The sequence below is a fragment of the uncultured Ruminococcus sp. genome (assembly GCF_946415235.1).
GTDB lineage: Bacteria > Bacillota > Clostridia > Oscillospirales > Ruminococcaceae > Ruminococcus.
In genome coordinates this window covers 22,697-46,923 of sequence record NZ_CAMKRR010000011.1, presented here as the reverse complement: position 1 = coordinate 46,923, position 24,227 = coordinate 22,697, and the positions used below count along the sequence as shown (strand labels likewise).

Genomic DNA, 24,227 nt, shown 5'->3' with positions numbered 1-24,227 from the left:
CATTTAACTGCTGCCTGTTCTTTTTTATTAAGTTTTACGATACTGCTGCACCTGGTGTCATTTCATCTGTATAAGCATAGATGAAGTATATATCCTCGGTACAGTCTATGGTGCTTGATATAAGCTCTTTACCATAATCCGGACCTGAAACTCTTTTTGCGATATAGCTCCAGCCACAGCCGTCAGCTGCTTCGGGAGTTATAGTGCTCTGATATGCTATTGGCTCGGTACCGTTAAGTCTTATCGGTCTGCGTCTGCCAAGCAGCACACTATCTTTATAATACTTTACTATTGTATTGATATTCGTCAATGAGATAGGAGCAGCCTGGATCGTTGCAGGACTTCTGAATGCTCTGTAAACATTGCCGTCATCAGCAGCCACATCGATCGAGCCCCTGTTATCCTTGCCTGCCTTATCTATAATGATAGACATTGAGAAATTTGCTTGTTCCACACCGGGAGCCAATCCCCTAAAATCACGATCAAGCGCTCTGTAGACTGAATCCGGATCTCCGCCTGTAGGAACAGGCACATTAACAAATCTGCAGGTACCGAGAGCGTAAGTGTAGTTGTATCTGGCATCTCTCGCCTGGAAAAATGCAGGATTTATCATGGGCTCTTCTGTGACCGAGCTCGGATTTACAAGTGTAAATCCGCCGTTTGTATCATCATTTGATCTGAACGGATATACACTGTGCATTACCTGTCCTCTGTCATCACCGCTGTTTACCAGTCTGAGCACATGGATATTACCGTTTGTCCAGCATACACTATCAAGCTCTTCCTCAGCTCCTGATCTTCCCTTGGCAGAAACGATATAATTAAAGTGACTTCTGCCGTATTCCTCGACAAGCTCCTGAAGCTCTGCTGATGATACGCCGCCTGCGCCGTCGCCGATATTATTTGATGTAGCAACTACCATAGACTCCGCATACTCGAGCTGAGTCTGCACATAGGTCTGAATGCTGTTAGCATTTGCATATGTTCTTTCAGCCAGAGCCGTACTCTTATAGATGTTGGATACAGGATCTATAAGCGACATTACTGCTACCATGATTATCGAAAAGATAGCAACAACAACTATCAGTTCCGTAAGGGTAAAGCCCTTTTTAACCATTTTCTTCATACTGCACCTCCGATCACTCTGCTGCCGCGGTTGTGGTTGTAGGTGCTGTAGTTGTAGCAGCCGCTGTTGTAACTATCTGGTAGAATCTGAGGTTAAGACCGCCGTTAGGTCCGTTTTGGATAGCGTTCCTTTCCTTTGCGCTTTTACCGTCAAGAACGATCTGCTCTGTATCATATCTTGCGATATTAAAGTTAACACTTGGATCGGGATACGGAACATCATTAAAGGAGTAATTTCCCGGAACGCGAACTACCATAGTACCTGTCTGTGTAGCAAACTCCACCTCACCGGCGTTGCCGTTGAATTTTGCAACGCCGTTGGCAGCATAAGGAGACTCCTTGGAGACCTTATCCTTAAGTGTGTTTGTAGCTCTTGCCGTTGCGTCGATATTCTGACCGACCATAGCAAGTATTACACAAAGCATGGCTAATACAGCGATAGAAATGATCATTTCGATAAGAGTCATGCCCTTTACAGTTTTTTTGCCTTTTTTCATAAGAACATTCCTCCTTTATCAGCTTGCCATATAGGTGAATACCCAATCGCCGTCAGCTGTCGTTTCTGTGCTGTCAGTTTCACTTGATGAATGGCTCGAACCTGTACCTGACTTTGTATAAGCAAGTTTAAAACTGTTACGTGCTTCGGTCAGTTTATCAACAAGAGCATTTCCTATTATGGCAGGCTTATAAGTAACCGAAACACCTGACTCAGGTATATATGTAAATGTATCAGGTCCTTCGCCTTGTATCATGCTCATAGTCATGTAAGGTGCCTTTATTGATCCAACTATAAGAGTATAGTTTTCAGATTGTATGTGTGATTTTCCTACTATTGAACCGTCAGCCTGTTCTTCCGCCATACCATAATACTCAATACCAAAATCATCGGTATAGTTTATTGTTGGCGGCATAGTCTTAAGTTTAATCCTACAAGTTGTTTTAAATGTAAGATCACCCTTGATGAAGAAGCGAACAACTCCTCCGCCGTATTTCTTATTGCCTGTCTGCACTGCACCCGGAGCATCGACAATATCAATACCGCCGCCATTATTGAAACTTACATTATCAAGAACATACCACTCAAAACCGTCTGCAGGTCTTGTAATTTCAAGTGTGCCAGTTTGATTTCCGCTTATTATATGATCTGGATCAACTGTCGGTTCTGTAAACGGATATACCGTTTTATCAAATGAACCATCGGTCTTATTCCAACTAAGTGCTTTACGTGCTTCGTCAAGAGTTGTTACAAGCTTAGTATCCGAATGAGTAACAAACTTTCCGTCCTGATATTCGCCGTAGATCTTTTCACGGGTCATATTTGCAGGATATGCATTTGAACTGTAAATTCTCTGGAACTCACTGTAAGGAACAGCCTTACTTGAGCCTGTTGAAACGGTATTTGCCTCTGAGAACGGAACCATTACATCAGGAATACCACTCTGTATGTAATAAGTACCCTTTGCATCTGATTCTGAGCACGGGATGCCCTCATCATCAAAATAGAGCTTTTCCTTTGTTGTCTGAACAGGAGCCCTTTCATCACCTTCACCAGTAAATACGAACTTTCCGTCCTTGTCAACTTCATATCTTGTTTTGGGATCTGTGGTAATAACAGCAGGATTTGAATCGCCGTATGTGGTATCGGTAATCGGAACGGTCAGGATATAAGGAGTTGTCGAATATGTATTACCGTCAATTACACACTGAATACCATCGTCAGTAATGATAATCTCGCCATTTTCCTCCTTAAGCTCACGGTTCTCAAGCTCAGCTGTCTCTATTTCCGTATAACCGGGGAAAAGAGCATTTTCGACTTTCTCATAACCTGATTTAAGGCTGACAGTAACACCTGCGCCGCCGCTTGCAAGGCCGTCATTATAGATAACACCCTGAACTACATCATCAATGCTATAGTGTGCATTATCATGTATTGTTCCTACTACAACAAGATCTCCTTCTATCCTTGGTCTGCTACCATCTGCAACAACATCTTGAAGGTAGAAGTCGCCCTCTACTCTGACGTTACCGTTGATAATGCCCGCACCAAAGTGAAAATTACCTTTGCAGTAAATATTTCCACCGAAGGAATCATACGAATCCTTTCTTGAAAACGTACTTGAAGCCCATTTGTAAAGCTGTACTTGATTTCTGCTTTTATCTGATGCTACTCCGTTAATATCACAGCCAAAGAAATTTTCACCTTTAGGTACTGCCTGTACTCCTTCTGATGTATATTCACTTGGCCATGGTGTTTCAGTAATTATATGTTCAGGCCACCAAACTTCATCTCTCGACTTAAAATAAGCACCATCTGCAGGATATACTTCTCTTTTTCCTGCACCATTTATAACGGGCTCATCCATAAGGTAAAGGTCTGCCCTCGCCTCAAACTGACATGGATAATACAAAGTGCCCAAATAGATGTTAAATGGCTGGAACTTTGTAGAAGTCATTCCGTCTGCAGGTTTAATGAAAGGGTTACTTGTTGGTTCTCTTTCATAAAGGAGCTGATCAATATATAAATACGGGATATCCTTTTGCCTGTAATTCTTTGCCATCTCATAAGAATTTTCAAGTATGACAAATGAATCATTGGCAGGAGTTACACTACCCATTATAACATTGCCCGATACAGGAGTTGCATTTGATTTTTCAACATGAATTTTGAACGTACTTGTTCCTGATTTTATACTCGCATTAATAAAGTTCAGAGTCGTATGAGTACCCCATTCATTATGCAGCGTATATTCACCAATGCCATCGCTTGGATCGTCTGCAAGCGCGACACCAAGACCGCCGTAGATATCACCGCCGTTTTGGAAGTTATTACCGCCTGCTTCCTGAAGGCCCTTAACTTCTGAATCAGATACGGGCTCATCATGTGTTTCAGGCTCAGTATTCCTGCTTATGAAAGCACGAACAGTTTCTTCTTCACGGCCGAGTCGGCAAGTAGATGTAACGAGTATCACGTTATAAGGTATCCATTCATCACTTGTCTCGTTGTAGACCCAGTCAACTCTGCCGGGAACTGCCTCAAGCTTGATGCAGTTATCTTTCCAGTTGCCGGAATTATCCCAGTAGCCGATCCTGCCCATTGAATTGTCGCCCATTAAGATCTGGGGTTCAAGTATATCAGTGGGATCATTCGGATCGAGGCTGTACAACGCAGCTTGAATACCGGGGCCGTTGGTCGGATCCTCCAATGCTGCTTTGAACGATCTTATGGCAGATCTCGCCGTATAACTCGCCTGAGATACGGAATACGATTTATGCGCTCTTCTGTTTGAAGCAGTAGCGAGCATAAGTGTACCCGTCAGGAAAAGTATAAGGATCGCCATAACAGCAACGACAGTAAACAACGCCGAACCGCGTAATGTTTTCTTCTTCTCTGTTTTCATTTTCCTAACCGCCTTTCAAGTTATATTTTTAATAACTCAGCGTTTGAAATTAGGTGCTTTTGCCATTGCGGAAATCCAACATTATCAATCAACGTTGGGCTTATCCATTTCATATACTGAATAGAGTGTAACAACGATCTGAGCTGTTGCAGCATTTGATATCTCCCTATTGCCGGCAGGTATCTTATGCTCTTCACCGTCATCAAAATCAGGCATTTCAACGCCTGCCTTCTTTGCATCATTCTTACCGAATGTGTAATCTCCGAAAGATACCTTGCTGACTGTTACAGCCTTATCCATCTGCTTTACAGCTTCAAGGTAATCCCAGATATTCTTCTTTGTACCGTATGCTGTTATAGCATAATCGGTCTTGAGTATCTTTGCAGTAGGTCTGTCCTTAAGGTTGATGGACTCTGCATGGATAGCATCATCAGTTGCCTGAAGGTTACCGTTAACGTCAGCGCCCTGTCTTGCTTCCTTGTACTTGTCATCATAGCTGTAATAATAGTACTTTATTTCACTTACAGCTGCATTTGCGACCTTAATTGACTGAAGTTTTACCTTATTCTCTTCAGCGATCTTGTTCATATACTTGTCAAGAACTACAGGGTCCTTCATTTCATCAACAGGAACGAATATCTCCGTGAGCTTGCCTGTTGCTTCATGAGTGCTGAGTATGTCTTTCTGAAGTCCGGGGATCTCGGCTATTTCAGCTTCGATCTGAGCTTTCTGCTTTTCGAGCTTTGCAAGCTGTTTCTCGTTTGCTTTCTTGTCATTTATAACTGGTCTTATAAGTGCAAAGAAGCCCAGCGCAAGAACAGCGATCGCCAGAATGACAGCAGCGATTATCTTATCTCTGTATGTAAGTTTCATTATTATTCGTCCTCCTTTGAACTTGAATCAGGATGATATGCACTTTCATTAGGAACAAGCTGTACACTTGCCTGGAAGTTGATAACGTCCTTGTCTTGCTGTCCTTCTTCCTTAACCGTTGCCAACTGGAAGCCGCCGTAGGAAGCTGCCATAAACATATCATCGTCAAGAAGTGCGTCTATGAACTCGGAAGGAAGTGTCTGTGCCTTAAGATCCTTATTCGCATCGCAGGTAACGGAGAATTTGATCTCGCCATTGGAATACTGCGGATTGATTATGTTCTTGTCCTCGATATTCTGCTTTTCGCAGGTCTCCTTGAGGACCTTTTCGATCTCATCATATGTACCGCCGACAAGAACAGGCTGTGAAAGATATGCATCACGGGCATTATTCATCTTGTTATAATACTCGTTTACAGTATCCTTAAGTGAAAGAAGTCTTGTACGCTGAGCCTGCTTTGCCTTTGTCTGAGGACTGTCGATATAATCATTGCATTCCTCGATATCGCTCTTTACGCTGTTGTTCATGAGTGTGAATACACCCCAGACTGCACCGACTACAACAAGTGAACCGAGGAGAGAAGCGAGAAGTGCTACATTACCTGCATTGTCGTTTCTCATCTTGTTCTTTACAGCTGTACCGAAGTCTGTTTCGAGAAGGTTGATCTTTTCGATCTCTCTGTTTCTCTTGAACATAGCGCCGATAGCGTTGGCGTAAAGTGAGAATTCAAGATTTTCGTGACCGTGGATCTGCGGAGGAACGTTGATAAGACTTGTCTTAAGGTCGAGTTTTTCAAGTTCGTCCGTAAGTCTTACGTACTCATGAGTATCTCCGTAGAATATAACGTTTTCGATAGCTTCGCCTGTGTTGCGGCTTCTGTGGAACTGAAGCATACGGAAGATGTTCTCGTTAACAGCTTCGAATACATAGTCGTCTGAATAACCGTAGTCGGCAGCATCAATAGAAGCAAAACGTGAGAATGAAAGCTGTCCCTGCTCATAAAGGTTGAGCGAGATGAAGTTGTTGTCGATCTGAACAGCGAGGAGAGGCATCTTAGATCTGATCTTTGTATCAGCAAGAAGTACCTTTGTGATACAGTTGCATCCGATCATTACAGATCTGAGGATGATTCCGAGGAGCTTGAACATCTCTCTGTAGCTGTTTACGATCTCATAAGGACAAGCTGTAGCGAGGATCTTGTATGAAGGCTCGCTTACTTCGCTGCTGTCAGCATCACCTACGATGATGTAGGATACGCTGTATGAATCGTCAAGATTGAGCTCAGCCTGCATCTGGAGCTTTACGACTTTCTGGAGGTCCTGACCTCTGTTGCTCTTGGAAACTGTCATTTCCTTGAATATCGTAAGGTTGGATGAGATTGAAACGATCGCGTCCTTATCAGGCATTCTGTGCATCTTGAGCAGATTGTTGATGAGAGTTGCGACCGCTGGAACATCTCTTACGTGTCCGTTGACGATGAGTCCCTCTTCAACATTTACGGTAGCTGCGGAACTGATCTTGATCTTTCCGTTGCTCTCAACGCCCTTAACAACTCGTATATTTCTATCAGTAATATCAAATGAAAGCATTAAACTTTTCCACCTTTCTTATTCGTTTTCGATAGTTCCGATCGAACCGTAAAGTGCGGGATAGATACCACATACTACCAGTCCGATGATAACACCCATAAAGATAATGAGTACCGGCTGTATCAGATCAACGAGACGCTGTACTGCTGCGTCTGATTCTTCTTCGTAGTAATCAGATGATTTTTCAAGGATAGAATCGAGAGCGCCGGCTTCCTCACCAACGTAGATAACCGAGCAGAACATAGGCTCGAATATCTCTGTACGTGTGATAGCAGCCGAAAGCGGCTCACCTTGTTTAACTTCGTCGATTACCTCTTCAAACTTCTGATCAACATAGCTGTTGTTGAGAATGGAAGATGCTCTTTCGAGGCACTCGACCATGGGAAGACCGCTCGAGTACAGTGAAGAAAGTGTACGTGAGAATCGACCTGTATAGATCTTTGTGATAAGGGGACCGAAACCGGGTCCTTTAATAAGCATTCGGTCAAATTTCAGCCTGAATTTCGGCACCTTCATAGCATAGATGAAGCCTGCCACCAATGCAGCGACAACACCGATAAGGATATACCATTTTGTCTTGAGGAAGTCACTTATCGCAGCGAGGCACTTTGTAAGGAACGGCATATCATCCTTGCTCTCAAACATATCAATGAACGTCGGCATGATGAAAGTAAAGAGAAGGATAGTTACCGCAACGCAGAGTACCAGAAGTATGATAGGATAGATCATGGCGCTCTTGATGGTATTCTTGAGTTTGTTTTCCTTCGCATAGTGATCTGACATTCGCTGCATAACGATATCCAGCGAACCGCTGCTCTCGCCTGCGCCGACCATTGAGATCAGGAACGGCGGGAAAGAACCTGCGTGCATTTCCAGTGTAGAGGAGAAGGATTCACCCTTCTGAACGTTTTCGTACACATCCTGCCAAATGGCTCGTGCTTTTTCGCCCTCCTGTTCTTTTGTCAGAATATCGATAGCTTTTACAAGAGTAAGACCTGACGTCAGCATCGCCGCAAGCTGTCTGCAGTTGAATGCCAGCTCCTTGGTTTTAAACTTGTAGATCGATTTTGCTTCACTTGAATCGCTTTCCCTATAATCCTTGACATAAAGGCCTCTTTCCTTGGCTTTCTGTAAGAATTCCTGCTCAGATTCCGCAGTAATGATTCCTCGTTTCTGCGCGCCTCTTGCATCCTGAGCAACGTAAGAAAAACTCCTCATGAAACCACCTCCATAAAATTATTACTTGTGATGAACGTTTCTCACTGCCTTAATAATAACAATTATAACATTTTAAGTGTTACTTTTCAATCGCTTTTTTGACATAAATAATCCGCCGTTTTTTATCAATATTAACTAAGTTATATACCCTCAGTAATATCACATTAAATAAACGGCTATTATTGTACAAAACAAAAAGCACGAAGACAGCACAATATAAGGTACAAACACCCGCGTACCAAACATTGTTAAACTTCCACAATAATTATATCACACCCACTTTCAAAATGCAACATAAAACACCTTTTTTTTATCTTATTTTTACAGAATTGTGAACTGCGGCAATTTGCTTTATTCATATTTAGGCATTTTGCACGTTCTTGCACTAAAAACGTAATCCTTAAAGGCAAAAAAGGGAGCGAATTCTGTGGACAGGTTCATTTTTTTAACAATAGCCCTGCACCGCTTTCAAAAACGGCGCTCCGTATACTATTATAATATAGACTTTTCAACCGTGTTATGTTATTTGCTCACATTTCACGAATGACATCCCACAGCTCTTTTGCAGTCTCAATGCTTACTCCCGCAGCAGCCGCAAGCTCCTCGGGAGATGCGTTTCTCAGGTTGGCTATGGTCTTGTACTTCATGAACAGCTTCGCCGCCTTTTTTTCGCCTATGCCGCGTACTTTCAGCAGCTCCGAGCTGTAGGTCTTTTTCTTGTGCCGCGAGTGCATGAAGCTCACCGAAAATCTGTGCACCTCGTCCTGTATCCTCGTAACGAGGTCGAATACCGCTCTCAGGCTGTTTATCTGTATTTCCCTGCCCCCTGTTGCAATGGCTCGGGTGCGGTGCTTGTCGTCCTTGACCATTCCGAATACGGGTATATCGAGTCCGAGCTCCCGAAGCAGCGGTGCTACGGCATTTACGTGACCTTTTCCGCCGTCGAGGAGTATAAGGTCGGGAGTCCTCGTGAAGTACTCGTCCCCCTCCCCCGTAACTATGTGCATGAGCCGTCTTTTCAGCACCTCACGCATACTTCCGTAGTCGTTCTGGAGCTCCTGCTCTTTCACGGTAAAGCGCTTGTAGGCTTTTTTCAGCGGCCTGCCGTCCTCAAAGACCACCATTCCCGCCACCATGGACTCCGACGAAAGGTTGGATATATCGTAGGCTTCGATATACCGCGGAGGCTTTGACAGACCGAGGCTTTGTCCCAGCTGTTCGAGGGCTATGACCTCTTTTCCCGTGCGTGAATTCTTCAGCGCCGCATATTCCGCACTGTTATTTTTTGCAAGCCTGAGCAGCTCAAGCTGACGTCCTTTCTGCGGCACATGGAGCTTCACCTTCCGACCTGCCTGTTCCTCAAGCATGGCGACCAGCAGCTCGCTGTCCGCGGGGATATGGTCAACTATGATATTTCTCGGTATATCGGGCTTTTTATAATAAAACTGCAGCATGAACTGCCCGAGGATATCCTCGTCCCTGTCGGGTATCGGGAACTCAAAAACTGCCTTGTCGTACAGTCTGTCCTCACGATACATGAGCAGAGAAATATACAGTCCGTCATAAAATTCGGCGATGCCGATAACGTCAGCAGACTCCACTCCGCTGTTGATTATCTTCTGCTTTTCGGAAGCCTTTTTTACCGCTGTGATGCGGTCCCTGAGCATGGCCGCCTTTTCAAAGTCAAGCTCCTCAGCCGCCCGTTCCATTTCCGAGCGCATACGCTCCACGGACTCTGCACTGCCGCTCTTAATAAACTCCACAGCCTGATCCACAGCGCTCCTGTAGTCGTCGGCGCTTATCTTTCCGCGGCAGACGCCCATGCACAGCTTTATATGGTAATTCAGACAAGGTCTGCCCTTGCCGAAATCCTGAGGAAATCTCCTCTTGCAGGTTGGCAGCATGAACACACGGTTCGCCTCGTTTACGGCTTCTTTTGTTATAAAGCCGCTGGTGTACGGACCGAGGTAGGTACCGCTCTGCTTCGTGTTTTTTTCGTTGGTGATACGAGGGAACTCCTCGTCGGAAATACGGATATAATGATATCCCTTATCGTCTTTCAGGAGGATATTATACTTGGGCTTATGCTGCTTGATAAGGCTGCATTCAAGCAGCAGAGCCTCAAACTCGCTGTCGGTGACGATAAAATCATAGTCATGCACATTTGCGACCATTGCCGCGACTTTCGGCGTGTGGTCGGGATTTTCGCGGAAGTAGCTGCTCACACGGTTGTGCAGGTTCTTGGCTTTGCCGATATAAATGATAGAGCTGTCCTTTTTACGCATGATGTACACTCCGGGCGAGGCAGTCAGCTTTGACGTTTTTTCGCGCAGATACGGCAGTCTTGGGTTCATTTGCGTTCTCCTTTCCGCAATTTTCATTCCAAACAACAAGGCGCACAAAGTGCGCCTCTCGAACGGTAACGATTACTTTGATCTTCTCACCTGTCTGCGGATATAGCGGAAGGTGTAGTCCTCGCCCTTATCACGCAGCATAGTCAGCAGAAATTCCAGCTTGTGTGCCGTTTTTTTCTCGATTATACGGCGGTGCTTGCCGCGGAGGTAGTACTCCAGCGGCATGGAATCGTTATATTTTTCCTTGTTGTATATTTTTGAAGCCGCAACGCGGTCACAGAACATCTCGAACACGAATATATCGGGCATTTCCACAGGTTCGAGCTGCTTTGTATCCATGTTGTAGTCCGTCCAGTACTCGAAGTGGTGACGGTTTCTGCCCTTATGGTGCATCCACGCCTTTGAATAGCCGTCCACCTCGCGCTCACGCTCGTTGGGACTGCGGTTTCCCTGAAAATAGCGCACTCCGGGGATGAACTCCGCAGGCGAGAACTTCGACAGATCATGGAGCATCCCCCTCACGGGTATTCCTGCCTTCACACAGTGTATAAAGACCTGATGTCTGTGCTGAATAACGGTTTTAAGATGTCCGATGAAATTATTACAAAGCATTGGAACGCTCCTCTGTATAGCTTCCGCTGATATCCAGAACGCTTTCCTTCTCGATGAGCCTTCCGCTGATGATGCGTCTGCCCTCGGAATATGTAGGATCAGCCAGCTTTTTTGCCATTATCCCAACAGATACCTCAGCCATTTTAGTAAGATCGACCTCAACTGTTGTTATAGTCGGAATGCATATACTTGACACTGTATAATTGTCATATCCTACAACGCTTATATCCTCGGGAACACGTATTCCCTTGGTCTTGAGAGCCGATATTACCCTGAAAGCCGTTTCGTCGCAGTTGCACACAAAAGCTGTGGGCATATCATCAGGGAATTGAAGATCGTCGATAAGTACGCCCTGCTTTGTCCTGTCGCCGATTATCCACTCTTTGCGGAACTCAAAATCATTTTCCATTATGCATTTCAGATAGCCGAGATAGCGGTCGTTTATACTGCTTGTAGCATTCAGCGTACCGAAGAAGCCGATACGTCTGTGACCCTTTTCCACAAGGTGATCCGTCAACATATAGCCCCCGTTGAAGTTATCCGAGAGAACAGCGTCCACCTTATACCTGTTGTCGTAGAAATCCACGAAAATAAGCGGTATAGTCAGCCTGCTGAGGCACTCTATGTACTTTCTGTGCACCTGACCGATGACAATAACGCCGTCCACCTTGCCCTCGGTCACCATATTCGGCAGTATACCGTTCTTTTCGTTTACTGAGTTCACGCACTCATATACTGTGCAGACGTTTATCTGTGAGAGCTGATTTGATATGCTTGCGGTAAGCTCCCAGTAGAACGTACCTCTTGCGCCCACGAAGCGCTCAGAGGTGAGTATGCCTACATTTTTCCCGTTTTTCGGCGGAGTTATCCTTCTTTTCTCGCTCTTTGTATTTGATGGCTTGTAACCCATTTTTTCGGCAGTCTCGCAGATCTTTTTCCTCATCTGTTCACTTACGCCGTCACGTCCTGCAAGAGCATTTGAGACTGTTACCACACTCACACCGAGCTTATTGGCAATATCGAGCATTTTTACACCGTTTTTCATATGCTCCCCCTGTTTTATTAAGCTTTCGGACGCCTGTTCCGAAGCCGATTTTCCTCTTTTTCGTTTTTTAACGAATTAAATTAACAATGACTATTATACCATGCTTTAAGTAGTAAATAAAGTATTTTTTCTGAAATTCAGCACTTTCGTCAATTTGGTCGGGGGTTATTTGTGCATATTGCAGAAGCTGCACGGACTTCTCCATGCAGCTTCTCACTTAACTTATTCTTTTTTCCCGCCGCAGGAGCTATTCTCGCCGCTGTTTCCGGCAGTATAGGGTACAAGCCCCGTCATATCGCCCCATGAGGCGGCAGGGCACTCATACTCTTCCTTTTCGGGATCGGGAACGGGTATTTTCTTTTTATTTCTGCTCATAAAGATCATCTCCCGAGGATATATTCCCCGAAAAAAGCGTTTTTATGCACAAAAAATGCGCTTTCTGAGCGAAAGCGCACTTGCGGTCAGTTTTCGGGTGACTCGTTGACCGTCTGTGTAATCTTTGCACCGCCGCTGCTCTCATACTCTTCCGCAAGAGTCTTGGCGTCGGGCTCGTATTTCAGGATTATCTCCTTGACCTTCTCATCCCGTGTGAGGTTGTAGGTCATTTTAAGAGCCTTCAGTGCATTGGGAATATCCTCGTCCATGAGGTAATTTGCCGAAAGCTGAGCAGCTACGGAAACGACCTCCTCATTGGGACCGAACTCGAAGTTGTACTTCTTCATAGCCTCGATCATTTCCTCGCGTGTAGGCTGCTTTATGGGAGCTCCCTTACGGTCAACGACATCTCTCATTTCGTATGGAATGGCAGGATGCGGAGCAAACAGCACACTTGCTGTAAGGAATGCAAAAGCGTCGTCGTACTCGCCCATCTCAGTCAGCGCATAGCCGGCATTTGCGTAGCATCTTGCGATAGCCACAGGCGAAGAAGCGACCTTGAGAGTTTCCCTTGATGTCTCAAGTATCATTCTCTTGTTTTTCAGGAGCTTGTACACCTCCGCGAGCTCGAATCTCGGACCGCAGTCAAGGGGATTGTACTCCATAGCCTTTTCGAGGACAGGTATAGCATCAAGGGGAGAGCCTGTCTCGACCAGCAGATAGCCGTATGTAGCTATAAAAGTACCGAAATCAAAGGGTGTGCGGTTCAGTACCTTATCGGGCTTGTATCTCAGCTGATAAAGGTTATCCTCGAAGGGATTTCTGAGCGACACGAACTTTGCGGTATCGGTGCTTTTGTAATCAACGAGTATCTTCTTGTAAAGGCGCTCGGCAAGTGATTTTGCCTCGGTCATATCCTTTTCCTTGATGAGCTGCCTGATCTTGTCATGCATTTCGTCAAGGCGCATTCCGTCAACGTGAGTGAGTCTGTCTATCTCTGCTTTCTGTTCGGGGGGCATTATCTCGATAAGGAGCTGTGTAGCAGCGTCAACGCCCTCCAGATTTTTCTCCTGTGCATAGCGCTCGGCTTCTGCACGAAGGAATTTATTATCGTCCTCGGCAGAGCCTGTGAGCTTTGCTCTCAGCTCTGCGAGGATCTTGTTTTCTGCCATTATGATTTTTCCTCATTTCATCGGAAGTACTTTTTATGCTCAGAAGCCTCTCTTGGACATTTCCTTTCTGAACTTGGCGTCGATCTTGTCCTGCTTCTTCTTGTTCTTGAGCTCTGCCTTTGTCATGTAGCGAGCGTCCATAGGCTGAGGCTGCATTGCTCTCGGAGTTGAATTTCCTCTGAAGCCCTGCTTTACGGGAGCCTTGTACTCGTCGAATACGGGAACGTTCTGCTGAGCCTGCTGAACCTGTCTTCTCTTTGCGGAATCATCGCCCATTGTTGAGAGAACGTCCTCAACGGAGGTAAGTACGGGGCTGTTAGCCTGGAGGCCCTGTGTCTCGATGAGGTTCTTGTCAGCGTACTCTCGCGAGCTTGCGATAGCGTTGATGAAAGCCTGTGAAGTTGACTTTGCGTGCGGATTTACTGCGATCTTGGAGATATTTGCAGTAGGAGCGCCGTTTGTCTGTACGGGCTTTCTCGGAACAGGAGACTTCACCTGAGCCTGCTGTACGGGAGCTGATGCTGCTCTCTGAGCCTGTGCAGCTGTCTGCTGTGCGGGAGCTGCGGGTCTCTGCTGAGCATTGAGCGGAACGAAAACGGGCTTGCCGTTCTGATCGTATCCTGCAAGTCTCATCTGAACGTACTTGTATACAGGCTGGTTATTAGCGTCATATCCTGCAAACTGCGGAACCTTTACGATCTGAGGCTGCTGTGCCTGCTTCTGCTCCGCACCGTTTATCTCTGCACCGTTTGGTGCACCGTTATTATTGAAATCGCTCATATAGTAATCATACTCCTCTTCTGCCTTAACAGGCTGATTTAATGTTGCTTCATAAATATCATCAAGCACGGCTGCTTCCTCATCTCTCGCCTTAGAGAAGCTGTCGAAGGCAGGTGCTGATAAGTCGGGAACTGCCGTGATATCATCAAGCTCGGGAACCGAATTGTCCTCAACAGGAGGAAGGGTATCGAATTCGGGAGCTGTAATGTCCTCAACCGTGGGAACTCCTTCAAGGGCTGCTGCCGCAAGGCTTTCAGCCGACGGGAGCGAAACAGTTTCGGGAGCAACGATGTCGTCTACCTTTGGCGCACCGTCAAGGGCTGCTGCTGCAACGCTTTCAGCCGAAGGAAGATCATCTGCCTCGGGAGCAGCGATATTCTCGGCATGAGGAACATTGGCCAAAGGCTGTTCGATGCCGTATGTAGCTGAAAGAACGCCGTTTCCAAGGTACAGGTTTTCGGTTATCGGATCGGAATGGCCCTCTTCTTCCTCAGTAAAGTCAGCCATTTCGTCGCTGTACGCCTGATAATCATCGGGAGCTGACGCATTGAAGTTGGGATCCTCGTTTACGCCGAATAACTGGCTCGTGATATAATCCCAGCCGTTCTCCTGAGGCACAGCCTGTTCGGGAACGGGCTGATATCCCTCCGCGGGAGTGACTATAGGACCTTCTATGAGGTTGCCGTTTGCATCATACAGCGGCTGAGAGCCGTCGTAGATATTAATGTCGCCGTAGACCGATCCGTCATAAACGATCTCGCCGTACTCGGGCTGACCGTAAGCCGCATCGTCATAAACAGGCTGACCGTAAACTGGCTGTTCATATACAGGCTGGCTGTAGGCAGGCTGCTCAAAGACATTCTCCTGCACAGGCTCGGGATTGATCGAGAACAGGTTCATGATATCCTCATCGGAATGGGATACCTCAGGCGTCTGCGACTGCTGGTAAGCGTCGTCATAGCCGCCCATATCAACATATCCGCCTGCATTATCGTAGCCTCCCGTATTCTGCGGCTGACCGTAGTTCTGAGGCTGACCGTAATAAGGCGCTGCCTGCTCGGGAGCACCCTGAGGGTTCGGTATAGCAAACTGTGCGAGGAAGTCATCCTGCGGAACGGCTGCATTGACATGAGCGGGCGGAGCTGCATAAGGCTCGGTCTCTGCTCCGGCGGGCTTGTTTACAGCGAACTGTGCGAGGAAATCGTCCTCGGCAGGTGCAGGCTGTGCATTTTCATGCGGGTTTATGGCAAACTGAGCAAGACTGTCGTCCATAGGTACGCCTGTACCGGGGATAGTGCTCTGATGTGCCTCGGGAGCATAGCCGTAGCTGTTCGCTTCAGCAGCCTGCTGTGCTTCCTGCTCGGCAGCTCTTCTCGCTTCTTCGGCTGCTTGCTTAGCTTCTTCAAGAGCTTTTCTTCTTGCCGCTTCCTCTTTGGCTTTGGCATTCGGGTCTCTTGTGATCCTTGCCGTAGTATTTCCGAGCGGAACGATGCCCGCGTCGTTCATACCCATTTTCTCGCGCTTTTTCTCTTCCTTGAGAAGGAGCGCCATTTCCTTCTTATCAGCTTTAATAAGCTTTTTTGCGAGACTCGCCTTGCATTTTTCGCAGGTTATCTCTTTCAGGTCTGTCATTCTCGAAGTTCTGTGGAATCGAGTTACGTTCTCAGGCTTCATAAGGTTGATACCGCAGCCTGTTTTCTTCTCGTTCTCGGTTCCGTGAACTATCTTATCGAACGAAGACGTTACCAGTGTGATGTCCATAATTCTCTCCCCACCACTGCTAAACTGCAGTTACCGCTTTACGGCAGCGGCATGCCGATTTCCCAGCTCGCAATCGCACTCCGCCTATCTTCAGCGCGATCTGACAAGGGTGATCGTGCCGCAGAGCTTCCAATGCGAATATCTATACAAGTATATTATACATGACATTTCAAAAAAAATCAATACTTTCTTAAGAAATGGCTTGAAAAAATATACGTTTTTTAAAATTTTCAGTGAAAATAACAAATCGTTATTGATTTTTTTGTCAATTTTCCCTGTCATTGTTCACGTTTAATTAGATAAAAAATAATACGGTTTTTTGAGTGATACGCGGCTTTTTTGTCGTTTATGTTACTTTGCTGTTCCACATTATTCTATCAGATGTATCAAAAACACAGCATTGAACAGCCATTATTTTACATAGGTGTAAAAAATTATAAAAACAGTGATTTTACTATTGCATTATCGCCGATTTTGTTGTATTATTAATAGTGTATTGGTAGGCTCGGGAAAGTGTTTCCGCAGGTCTGCCGCAAGCTTCTTTTGAAGGAGAGGATTTATTCGTGAAACTCGTTTCAGTAGTAGTTCCGTGTTACAATGAGCAGGAAGTGCTCCCCATGTTCTATGAGGAGATAACCAAGATATCGGCACAGATGTCAAAGGACTTCCCCGAGCTCGAATTCGAGTACCTGTTCATAAACGACGGATCAAAGGACACAACTCTCGATCTGCTCCGTTCTCTCGCGGAAAAGGACAAGAGAGTGAGATACATTTCCTTTTCGAGGAATTTCGGAAAGGAATCGGGAATGTACGCAGGTCTCAAGAACGCAAAGGGCGACTATGTGGTCGTTATGGACGCAGACCTCCAGCACCCCCCCGCTTTCCTGCCGAAAATGTACAGCTATGTAAGGGACGGAGAGTTTGACTGCGCCACTACACGCCGCGTCAGCAGAAAGGGCGAGTCCAAGGTCCGTTCATGGTTCGCAAGGCTGTTCTACAGGATAATGAACAGGATATCCCAGACCGAGATAGTTGACGGCGCACAGGACTTCCGCTTCATGTCAAGGCAGATGGTTGACGCTATCCTCGAAATGTCCGAGTACAACAGGTTCTCAAAGGGCATATTCAGCTGGGTAGGCTTCAACACCAAGTATATCGAGTACGAGAACGTAGAGCGCCCCGCAGGTACCTCCTCATGGTCGTTCTGGGGACTCTTCAAATACTCCCTTGAGGGTATCATGGCATTTTCCACAGCTCCGCTGGCAATAGCCTCCCTGCTGGGAATAATCACCTGTGCATTCGCATTCGTACTCATCATCGTAACGATAATCAGGTCGATATTCGGCTGGCTGGACGCTCCCGACGGTTATCCCACCATGCTTTGCCTGATATTCCTTTTCAGCGGACTTCAGCTCTTCTGTGTGGGAATACTGGGACAGTACCTTTCCAAGACATACCTTGAGACGAAAAACCGTCCCATATATATAACCAAAGAGACCGAGGACACATATCGTCAGCGAAAGGCTGCGGCTCAGAGTTCTCAGCAGTCCGCAGGGACCGAAAACAAATAACGCTGCCCGGGAGGTGCGGAGACATTGAATAGGAACATGAGACTTGTTGTCTCCGTATTGTTCATAGTCATTATCGTACTTGCAGTTGCAATTACGCGCTTTTATTCAAAAACGGAAAAAAGCGCATATGACAGCAGCTCTCAGCCTGTTGTGGAGAGTCTTGAGGACTCCGACCGCGACGGCAACCGCATATTCAGGGACAGTAACGGACTTTTCGGTATTCTCGACAGCAGCAGCAGGGTCATTGTTTATCCCGAGTGGCTGGATCTCAGCTTTACCGGCAGCAGCTGCTGCGTCGCTTCAAAGCGTCTTGACGGCAAAAGGCTGTACGGCTGCATAGACTACGAGGGCAATATCACCGTTCCCTTCGTGTATTCGGAGATAGTCCCCGCGGATATAAACGGAACTCACCTGTTCCTTGCAAAATCTGCCGATAACGGCCGATATACCATATACTACAGGGATTTCACCCCATGCTTCCCCGAAGTATGGAAGTCCTGCTCGGCTGACAGACACGAGCTCACGCTCCGTTCCGAAAAAGGCGTTTACACTTATACCGCGGAAAAAAACGAGCTTATTTTCAAAAAAGCCTCGGTAAACGGTACGGCAGGCGACAATATCCCCTTCAGCATCGAGCTCTCCAACATACATCTGCTGGCGAAGCTCACACCTGCGCTGATAGAAATAATGGCATCGGATATCGGCGGCTATCTCGACCACGCATTCACAAAGGGCAGGACGGTTCCCGACGACAAGCTCAATAAGCGCTATGAAGAGTTCAGCGCGATCTTCCCCGATGAAAAGGACATCTCGCTGACGCTCACAGATGTGTCGGATTTCCACATATACAGCATAAGCTCAAAGGAAGAGGCGCTTGTGATAGGCGTTTCGCTCAAAGCGGGCACAGACGTGAAGTACACGGAAGACGGTCTGCCCATGACCGCCCACGGCGACTATAAAGCCGAGCTGAGATTTTCGGGCAGCTTTGAACCCGATTTCGGCCTCGCCTATGCAAAGTTCCAGAGGTCAAAGCCGAAATATCCCGTAAATGCGTCCGATGAACAGCAGAAAAACAACGATCAGTCAGACTGATCCGCACATAAAACACAAAGGAGAAAACATCATGTCAAAAAAGGTTGCAGTTATCATGGGAAGCGACAGCGACTTCCCTGTTGTAAAATCAGCTCTCACAGAGCTCAGAAAGTACGGCGTGGAGTTTGAATGCCGCGTAATGAGCGCACACAGGACTCCCGCAGAAGCCTGCAAATTCGCTTCCGATGCAAGAGCAAACGGCTTCGGCGCTATCATATGCGCCGCAGGCATGGCTGCTCATCTTGCGGGAGTAGTCGCAGGACACACCACACTTCCCGTAATCGGCATACCCATGAAGGCAAAGGCTCTTGAGGGAGTCGATGCGCTTCTCGCCACAGTTATGATGCCTCCGGGAGTACCTGTTGCCACAGTGGGCATAGACGGCGCAAAGAACGCAGCAGTTCTCGCTGTACAGATACTTGCTGTAGCAGACGAGGAGCTTGCCGCAAAGCTTGCTGCCGAGAAGAAGGCAATGGCTGAGGGCGTTATCGCAAAGGATAAGGCACTTCAGGAGCAGATAGCAGCTCTCTGACAAGAAACGAACCGCATTTCCTGCTGTAAGGAGGTATTATCATGACACCCGCCGAAAGGAAAGAACGCTCTGAAAAGATCATCGCAGCAAAGGGCATCGGCATAAACCCGAACCTTCCGCTCACAGAACCCGCATCACAGGTAAAGCTCAGAAGCCTTGACGATATATGCAAACGCGCCATAGCAGCCCTGCTCTCAACACAGGTCGGCTTCGGAAGGAGCGAGCAGAACGACGAGGATGTAAACTATTTCGCCGGTCTCATGGACTACTTCGGCGTCAGGGACTGCCTCAACGCCAAGGAAAGACGCCTTGTTGACGGCTCCTATGTTCAGCAGGACATTATCGACGTTGTATGGGAGTACGAGTCCTACTGGACACTGGTATGGGCTCTCGGACTTGTGGACGATATCACCGACGCCGAGGACATCTGCGACTGTCCGCAGGCTGTACGCTTTGTGTCACAGAGCGAGAGCTATGATGACTTCAAAAGCAGATGCAGTCTCAGGAGCGCTGACGAGATACTTGATATGCTCGATCTCTACTACCGCTATCACTGGGCAGTGGTCCAGCACGAGAAGACAGATAAGAAATGCCCCATAGGCGGTCTCAATACGGACGCCGTTTCCGAGCGCAGACGCGGTCTCGAATGGCTCATCTCCGATACCGACGACTGGAACAGGATATCACTTGATACATGACAGGATATACGACACTTCTCTTTGACCTTGACGGAACTCTTACTGACTCCACCGAGGGCATACTGAAATGCCTCGTGAACGCCATAGAGCAGATGGGCTTTGAAGTTCCCGAGGATACCAATAAATTCCTCGGACCGCCCATACGGCAGTCCTTTGCCGAGTTCTGCGGCATGAATGAGGAACAGACAGCTCAGGCCGTAAAAATATTCCGCGAAAGATACTCCAAGGTTGGACTTTTCGAGAACCGCGTATACGACGGTATCCCCGAAATGCTCGAAAGGCTGAAAAACGGCGGCAAAAGGCTCATGGTCGCCACCAGCAAGCCGCAGGTCTACGCGATACGCATATTTGACAGGTTCGGACTGTCGCAGTACTTTGAATTCGTAGGCGGAGCGGAGCTTGACGGCTCGCGGGACTACAAGGACGAGGTCATAGAATACGTCCTCGCACAGACGGGCATCACCGACAGGAGCAGTGTGCTCATGATAGGTGACCGCAGACAGGACGTTCTCGGCGCACATAAAACAGGGATAAAATGCATGGGCATACTCTGGGGCTACGGCTCGACAGAGGAGCTCACCGAAGCGGGAGCCGACTACATCGCGGAAACACCCGACAAAGCTGCGGAAGCTATTTTATTCAATTCATAATCCATAATGCGTAAGGCATACCTTAATTACGAATTATGCATTGATATCGCTTACAATCTCCGCAATGATGCGGAATTGCATATATATTCATTTAAACATTCTCAAGGAGGAATTTTAAAATGTCAAACATTGAAAAGAAGGAACAGCTCTATGAGGGCAAGGCCAAGAAGGTCTTCGCTACAAACGATCCTAACCTCGTTATCGTTGATTACAAGGATGACGCAACTGCATTCAACGGCGAGAAGAAGGGCACTATCACAGGCAAGGGCGTTATCAACAACAAGATGACGAACTTCATGTTCAAAATGCTCGAAAAGGAAGGCGTTCCTACTCATCTTGTAGAGGAGATCAGCGACCGCGAAACTATCGTAAAGAAGGTTTCTATCGTTCCCCTTGAGGTCATCATAAGAAACGTCGCAGCAGGCAGCTTCTCAAAGAGAATGGGCGTTGAAGAAGGCAAGCAGCTCCTCTGCCCTATCCTTGAATTCAGCTACAAGAACGACGATCTCGGCGATCCGTTCATCAACGACTACTATGCACTTGCTCTCGGCATCGCTACAAAGGAAGATATCGACACTATCTCAAAGTACGCTTTCAAGGTAAATGAGTTCATGTTAAAGTTCTTCAAGGGACTCAACATCGACCTCATCGACTTCAAGATAGAGTTCGGCAAGACAGCTGACGGAACTATAATCCTCGCTGACGAGATCTCTCCCGATACCTGCCGCTTCTGGGATTCAACAACTCACGAGAAGCTTGACAAGGACCGCTTCCGCAGAGATATGGGCGGCGTTGAAGAAGCATATCAGGAAATCATGAAGAGACTTATGGGAGAATAAGCTATGGGCGGTTTTTTCGGAGCAGCTTCAAAAAATGACTGCGTTACCGACGTATTTTTCGGAACAGACTATCATTCGCACCTCGGCACAAGACGCGGAGGTATGACCTCATGGTCGGAGGAGCACGGCTTTCAGAGAAATATCCACAGTATCGAAAACTCTCCCTTCCGCACCAAATTTGAAAACGATGTTGTGACAATGCGCGGGAAGCTCTGTATCGGCTGTATCAGCGATACAGACCCCCAGCCTATACTTGTCCGCTCAAAGCTGGGCATTTACGCTGTCTGCTCTGTGGGTATAATCCGCAATGCGGACGAGCTCGTGAACGAGCTCCTTGAAAAGGGCTGTGCCAACTTTGAGTCCATGAGCAGCGGAAATATCAACTCGGGCGACCTCATAGGCGCTTTAATAGCACAGAAGAACTCCTTCGTGGACGGTATACGCTATGCTCAGGAAAAGATAGAGGGAACAATGTCCCTTATCATACTCACTGAGAAGAGCATCATCGCCGCAAGAGACAAGTTCGGCAGACTTCCTATTATAATCGGTAAGAGAAGCGACGGCTTCTGCCTTTCAACAGAGTCCTTCGCCTTCCAGAAGCTGGGCTATACTACTTATAAGGAGCTCCTCCCCGGTGAGATAGCCGAGCTCACAGCCGACGAATGTAAGACCATAGCAGAGGGCGACGCTTCAAAGATGAAGATATGCACCTTCCTCTGGACCTACTACGGCTACCCCAACGCTGTTTACGAGGGCGTCAATGTTGAAGTCATGCGTACCCGCAACGGCGAGATAATGGCTGAAAACGACATCAAGAACGGCAGACTGCCCGACGTTGACTACATCTGCGGAGTCCCCGATTCGGGAACTCCCCACGCTATAGGCTACGCAAACAAGAGCGGCATACCCTTCGCAAGACCGTTCATCAAGTATACTCCCACATGGCCGAGAAGCTTCATGCCCACAAATCAGAGCATGAGGAATCAGGTTGCAAAGATGAAGCTCATACCCGTACATGAGCTTATCAGCGGCAAAAAGCTCCTCTTTGTGGACGACAGTATCGTAAGAGGAACACAGATGAGAGAAACAGTTGAATTCCTCTACGAGCACGGCGCAAAGGAAGTTCATATGCGCTCTGCCTGTCCTCCTATCATGTACGGCTGCAAGTACCTCAACTTCTCACGCAGCACATCGGAAATGGAGCTCATCGCCCGTCAGATCATCGACGAATTTGAAGGACCTGTAGGCGTAAGACATATCGAGGAGTACAGCAACTCCGCAACAGAAAGAGGACGCAGGCTCAGAGACGAAATATGCAAGAGGCTCCGCCTCACCTCACTGGAATTCCAGACCCTTGAGGGCACTGAAAAGGCAGTAGGTCTCAACTCATGCGGTCTCTGCACATATTGCTGGAACGGCAAAGAATAAACTTATACTCTGTCTCCCTGCCTGTGGCAGGGAGACAGGCAACTATGGAGGTAAACCAATGAACAACAGTTTTTCCGAAAGCTACAAAAAGGCAGGCGTTGACGTTACCGCAGGCTACAAGTCAGTTGAGCTGATGAAGGAGCATATCGCACGTACCATGATAAAGGGAACTCTCTCGGGTATCGGCGGCTTCGGCGGTCTTTTTGAGCTTGATATGACAGGTATCAGCAAGCCTGTTCTCGTTTCGGGCACAGACGGCGTAGGTACCAAGATAAAGCTCGCATTCATCATGGATAAGCACGACACAGTTGGTATCGACTGCGTTGCTATGTGCGTAAACGATATCATCTGCTGCGGTGCAAAGCCTCAGTTCTTCCTTGATTATATCGCCTGCGGCAAGAATTTCCCCGAAAAGATCGCCACTATCGTTTCAGGCGTTGCAGAGGGCTGCGTTCAGGCAGAATGTGCTCTCATAGGCGGCGAGACTGCCGAGCACCCCGGTCTTATGCCCGAGGACGAGTACGACCTTGCAGGCTTCTCAGTAGGCGTTGTTGACAAGGACAAGATACTCCAGCCCGACACTCAGAAGTCAGGCGACATCCTTATCGCAATAAAGTCCAGCGGAGTACACTCCAACGGCTTCTCACTTGTAAGAAGAGTATTCGACGTAAACGAGCAGAATCTCAAAATGCACTTCAACGATCTTGGAACTACTCTCGGAGAGTGTCTGCTCACTCCCACACGCATATACGTAAAGGCTGTAAAGAGCCTGCTTGAGAGCGTCAGCGTAAAGTCGATCTCTCATATCACGGGCGGCGGCTTCTATGAGAATATCCCCCGTTCTCTCCCGAAAAACCTTGCAGCAAAGATCGATAGGAACTCGGTACAGGTACTTCCTATATTCAACCTCATACAGAGAACAGGCGACATCCCCGAGCGCGATATGTTCAATACCTTCAACATGGGCGTGGGAATGGTCGTATCTGTTGACAAAAACGACGCTGACAAGGCTATCGCAGCTATCAAGGCCGCAGGTGAGGACGCTTACGTGCTCGGCGAGCTCGTTGAGTCCGAGGAAGGCGTTATCATCTGCTGATACATCAGCTGACTCATTA

At 47.3% G+C, this 24,227-nt stretch carries 20 protein-coding genes; 8 read left to right on the top strand and 12 right to left on the bottom strand.

Annotated elements, in window-relative coordinates; all coding sequences use genetic code 11:
• Positions 1-34: 34 nt before the first annotated feature.
• From Q0R37_RS04570 to Q0R37_RS04515, 12 genes are all read right to left on the bottom strand, one after another.
• Positions 35-1,126 carry a type II secretion system protein gene (locus Q0R37_RS04570; protein ID WP_294751857.1) on the bottom strand — a complete coding sequence of 364 codons (1,092 nt, stop codon included), beginning with the start codon at positions 1,124-1,126 and terminating at the stop codon, positions 35-37.
• Positions 1,127-1,139: 13 nt separating this feature from the next.
• Positions 1,140-1,622, bottom strand: coding sequence for a prepilin-type N-terminal cleavage/methylation domain-containing protein (locus Q0R37_RS04565; RefSeq protein ID WP_294751855.1), 483 nt, complete (start codon positions 1,620-1,622; stop codon positions 1,140-1,142).
• A gap of 18 nt (positions 1,623-1,640) precedes the next feature.
• Positions 1,641-4,523: a hypothetical protein gene (locus Q0R37_RS04560; protein ID WP_294751853.1), complete on the bottom strand. Its 2,883-nt coding sequence runs from the start codon at positions 4,521-4,523 to the stop codon at positions 1,641-1,643.
• An 84-nt stretch (positions 4,524-4,607) separates the two neighbouring features.
• Positions 4,608-5,396: a hypothetical protein gene (locus tag Q0R37_RS04555; RefSeq protein ID WP_294751851.1), complete on the bottom strand. Its 789-nt coding sequence runs from the start codon at positions 5,394-5,396 to the stop codon at positions 4,608-4,610.
• A gap of 2 nt (positions 5,397-5,398) precedes the next feature.
• Complete coding sequence (gene pilM / locus Q0R37_RS04550; RefSeq protein ID WP_294751850.1) at positions 5,399-6,985, bottom strand: pilus assembly protein PilM; 1,587 nt, start codon at positions 6,983-6,985, stop codon at positions 5,399-5,401.
• Positions 6,986-7,003: 18 nt separating this feature from the next.
• Positions 7,004-8,203: a type II secretion system F family protein gene (locus Q0R37_RS04545; protein ID WP_294751848.1), complete on the bottom strand. Its 1,200-nt coding sequence runs from the start codon at positions 8,201-8,203 to the stop codon at positions 7,004-7,006.
• A gap of 530 nt (positions 8,204-8,733) precedes the next feature.
• Positions 8,734-10,557 (bottom strand): excinuclease ABC subunit UvrC, encoded by a 1,824-nt coding sequence (gene uvrC / locus Q0R37_RS04540; RefSeq protein WP_294751846.1) that lies wholly within the window; start codon positions 10,555-10,557, stop codon positions 8,734-8,736.
• 72 nt (positions 10,558-10,629) lie between these two features.
• The gene (locus Q0R37_RS04535; protein WP_294751844.1) at positions 10,630-11,169 is read right to left on the bottom strand and encodes a DUF5662 family protein; all 540 of its coding nucleotides are present in this window, start codon (positions 11,167-11,169) and stop codon (positions 10,630-10,632) included.
• The gene (locus tag Q0R37_RS04530; protein ID WP_294751841.1) at positions 11,159-12,214 is read right to left on the bottom strand and encodes a LacI family DNA-binding transcriptional regulator; all 1,056 of its coding nucleotides are present in this window, start codon (positions 12,212-12,214) and stop codon (positions 11,159-11,161) included. The genes Q0R37_RS04535 and Q0R37_RS04530 overlap by 11 nt, the downstream gene beginning before the upstream one ends.
• A gap of 222 nt (positions 12,215-12,436) precedes the next feature.
• Positions 12,437-12,589, bottom strand: a complete 153-nt coding sequence (locus Q0R37_RS04525; protein ID WP_294751839.1) for a hypothetical protein — start codon at positions 12,587-12,589, stop codon at positions 12,437-12,439.
• A gap of 86 nt (positions 12,590-12,675) precedes the next feature.
• Positions 12,676-13,761 (bottom strand): tetratricopeptide repeat protein, encoded by a 1,086-nt coding sequence (locus Q0R37_RS04520; protein WP_294751837.1) that lies wholly within the window; start codon positions 13,759-13,761, stop codon positions 12,676-12,678.
• A 39-nt stretch (positions 13,762-13,800) separates the two neighbouring features.
• On the bottom strand, positions 13,801-16,302 hold the full coding sequence (locus tag Q0R37_RS04515) for a hypothetical protein (protein WP_294751835.1): 2,502 nt from the start codon (positions 16,300-16,302) through the stop codon (positions 13,801-13,803).
• 563 nt (positions 16,303-16,865) lie between these two features.
• Here Q0R37_RS04515 and Q0R37_RS04510 point away from each other — a divergent pair.
• The 8 genes from Q0R37_RS04510 to purM all read left to right on the top strand — a co-directional run bounded on the left by Q0R37_RS04510 (position 16,866) and on the right by purM (position 24,208).
• Positions 16,866-17,873 (top strand): glycosyltransferase family 2 protein, encoded by a 1,008-nt coding sequence (locus Q0R37_RS04510; protein ID WP_294751834.1) that lies wholly within the window; start codon positions 16,866-16,868, stop codon positions 17,871-17,873.
• Positions 17,874-17,897: 24 nt separating this feature from the next.
• Positions 17,898-18,965 (top strand): hypothetical protein, encoded by a 1,068-nt coding sequence (locus tag Q0R37_RS04505; RefSeq protein WP_294751832.1) that lies wholly within the window; start codon positions 17,898-17,900, stop codon positions 18,963-18,965.
• A gap of 31 nt (positions 18,966-18,996) precedes the next feature.
• Positions 18,997-19,497 carry a 5-(carboxyamino)imidazole ribonucleotide mutase gene (purE, locus tag Q0R37_RS04500; protein WP_294751830.1) on the top strand — a complete coding sequence of 167 codons (501 nt, stop codon included), beginning with the start codon at positions 18,997-18,999 and terminating at the stop codon, positions 19,495-19,497.
• A gap of 41 nt (positions 19,498-19,538) precedes the next feature.
• A complete protein-coding gene (locus Q0R37_RS04495) occupies positions 19,539-20,195 on the top strand; it encodes a DUF4272 domain-containing protein (protein ID WP_294751828.1) in 657 nt (218 codons plus the stop codon).
• Positions 20,192-20,845 (top strand): HAD hydrolase-like protein, encoded by a 654-nt coding sequence (locus tag Q0R37_RS04490; RefSeq protein WP_294751826.1) that lies wholly within the window; start codon positions 20,192-20,194, stop codon positions 20,843-20,845. Before Q0R37_RS04495 ends, Q0R37_RS04490 begins: the two co-directional genes overlap by 4 nt.
• A gap of 119 nt (positions 20,846-20,964) precedes the next feature.
• Positions 20,965-21,684 (top strand): phosphoribosylaminoimidazolesuccinocarboxamide synthase, encoded by a 720-nt coding sequence (gene purC / locus Q0R37_RS04485; RefSeq protein WP_294751824.1) that lies wholly within the window; start codon positions 20,965-20,967, stop codon positions 21,682-21,684.
• A gap of 3 nt (positions 21,685-21,687) precedes the next feature.
• A complete protein-coding gene (locus Q0R37_RS04480) occupies positions 21,688-23,112 on the top strand; it encodes an amidophosphoribosyltransferase (protein ID WP_294751822.1) in 1,425 nt (474 codons plus the stop codon).
• 58 nt (positions 23,113-23,170) lie between these two features.
• The gene (purM, locus tag Q0R37_RS04475) at positions 23,171-24,208 is read left to right on the top strand and encodes a phosphoribosylformylglycinamidine cyclo-ligase (protein WP_294751821.1); all 1,038 of its coding nucleotides are present in this window, start codon (positions 23,171-23,173) and stop codon (positions 24,206-24,208) included.
• Positions 24,209-24,227 lie beyond the last annotated feature (19 nt).

Excerpts from the sequence above, each read along its gene's own strand:
- Q0R37_RS04570 (WP_294751857.1), bottom strand. The coding sequence starts at position 1,126 with ATGAAGAAAATGGTTAAAAAGGGCTTTACCCTTACGGAACTGATAGTT.
- Q0R37_RS04565 (WP_294751855.1), bottom strand. The coding sequence starts at position 1,622 with ATGAAAAAAGGCAAAAAAACTGTAAAGGGCATGACTCTTATCGAAATG.
- Q0R37_RS04560 (WP_294751853.1), bottom strand. The coding sequence starts at position 4,523 with ATGAAAACAGAGAAGAAGAAAACATTACGCGGTTCGGCGTTGTTTACT.
- Q0R37_RS04555 (WP_294751851.1), bottom strand. The coding sequence starts at position 5,396 with ATGAAACTTACATACAGAGATAAGATAATCGCTGCTGTCATTCTGGCG.
- pilM (WP_294751850.1), bottom strand. The coding sequence starts at position 6,985 with ATGCTTTCATTTGATATTACTGATAGAAATATACGAGTTGTTAAGGGC.
- Q0R37_RS04545 (WP_294751848.1), bottom strand. The coding sequence starts at position 8,203 with ATGAGGAGTTTTTCTTACGTTGCTCAGGATGCAAGAGGCGCGCAGAAA.
- uvrC (WP_294751846.1), bottom strand. The coding sequence starts at position 10,557 with ATGAACCCAAGACTGCCGTATCTGCGCGAAAAAACGTCAAAGCTGACT.
- Q0R37_RS04535 (WP_294751844.1), bottom strand. The coding sequence starts at position 11,169 with ATGCTTTGTAATAATTTCATCGGACATCTTAAAACCGTTATTCAGCAC.
- Q0R37_RS04530 (WP_294751841.1), bottom strand. The coding sequence starts at position 12,214 with ATGAAAAACGGTGTAAAAATGCTCGATATTGCCAATAAGCTCGGTGTG.
- Q0R37_RS04525 (WP_294751839.1), bottom strand. The coding sequence starts at position 12,589 with ATGAGCAGAAATAAAAAGAAAATACCCGTTCCCGATCCCGAAAAGGAA.
- Q0R37_RS04520 (WP_294751837.1), bottom strand. The coding sequence starts at position 13,761 with ATGGCAGAAAACAAGATCCTCGCAGAGCTGAGAGCAAAGCTCACAGGC.
- Q0R37_RS04515 (WP_294751835.1), bottom strand. The coding sequence starts at position 16,302 with ATGGACATCACACTGGTAACGTCTTCGTTCGATAAGATAGTTCACGGA.
- purE (WP_294751830.1), top strand. The coding sequence starts at position 18,997 with ATGTCAAAAAAGGTTGCAGTTATCATGGGAAGCGACAGCGACTTCCCT.
- Q0R37_RS04495 (WP_294751828.1), top strand. The coding sequence starts at position 19,539 with ATGACACCCGCCGAAAGGAAAGAACGCTCTGAAAAGATCATCGCAGCA.
- Q0R37_RS04490 (WP_294751826.1), top strand. The coding sequence starts at position 20,192 with ATGACAGGATATACGACACTTCTCTTTGACCTTGACGGAACTCTTACT.
- purC (WP_294751824.1), top strand. The coding sequence starts at position 20,965 with ATGTCAAACATTGAAAAGAAGGAACAGCTCTATGAGGGCAAGGCCAAG.
- Q0R37_RS04480 (WP_294751822.1), top strand. The coding sequence starts at position 21,688 with ATGGGCGGTTTTTTCGGAGCAGCTTCAAAAAATGACTGCGTTACCGAC.
- purM (WP_294751821.1), top strand. The coding sequence starts at position 23,171 with ATGAACAACAGTTTTTCCGAAAGCTACAAAAAGGCAGGCGTTGACGTT.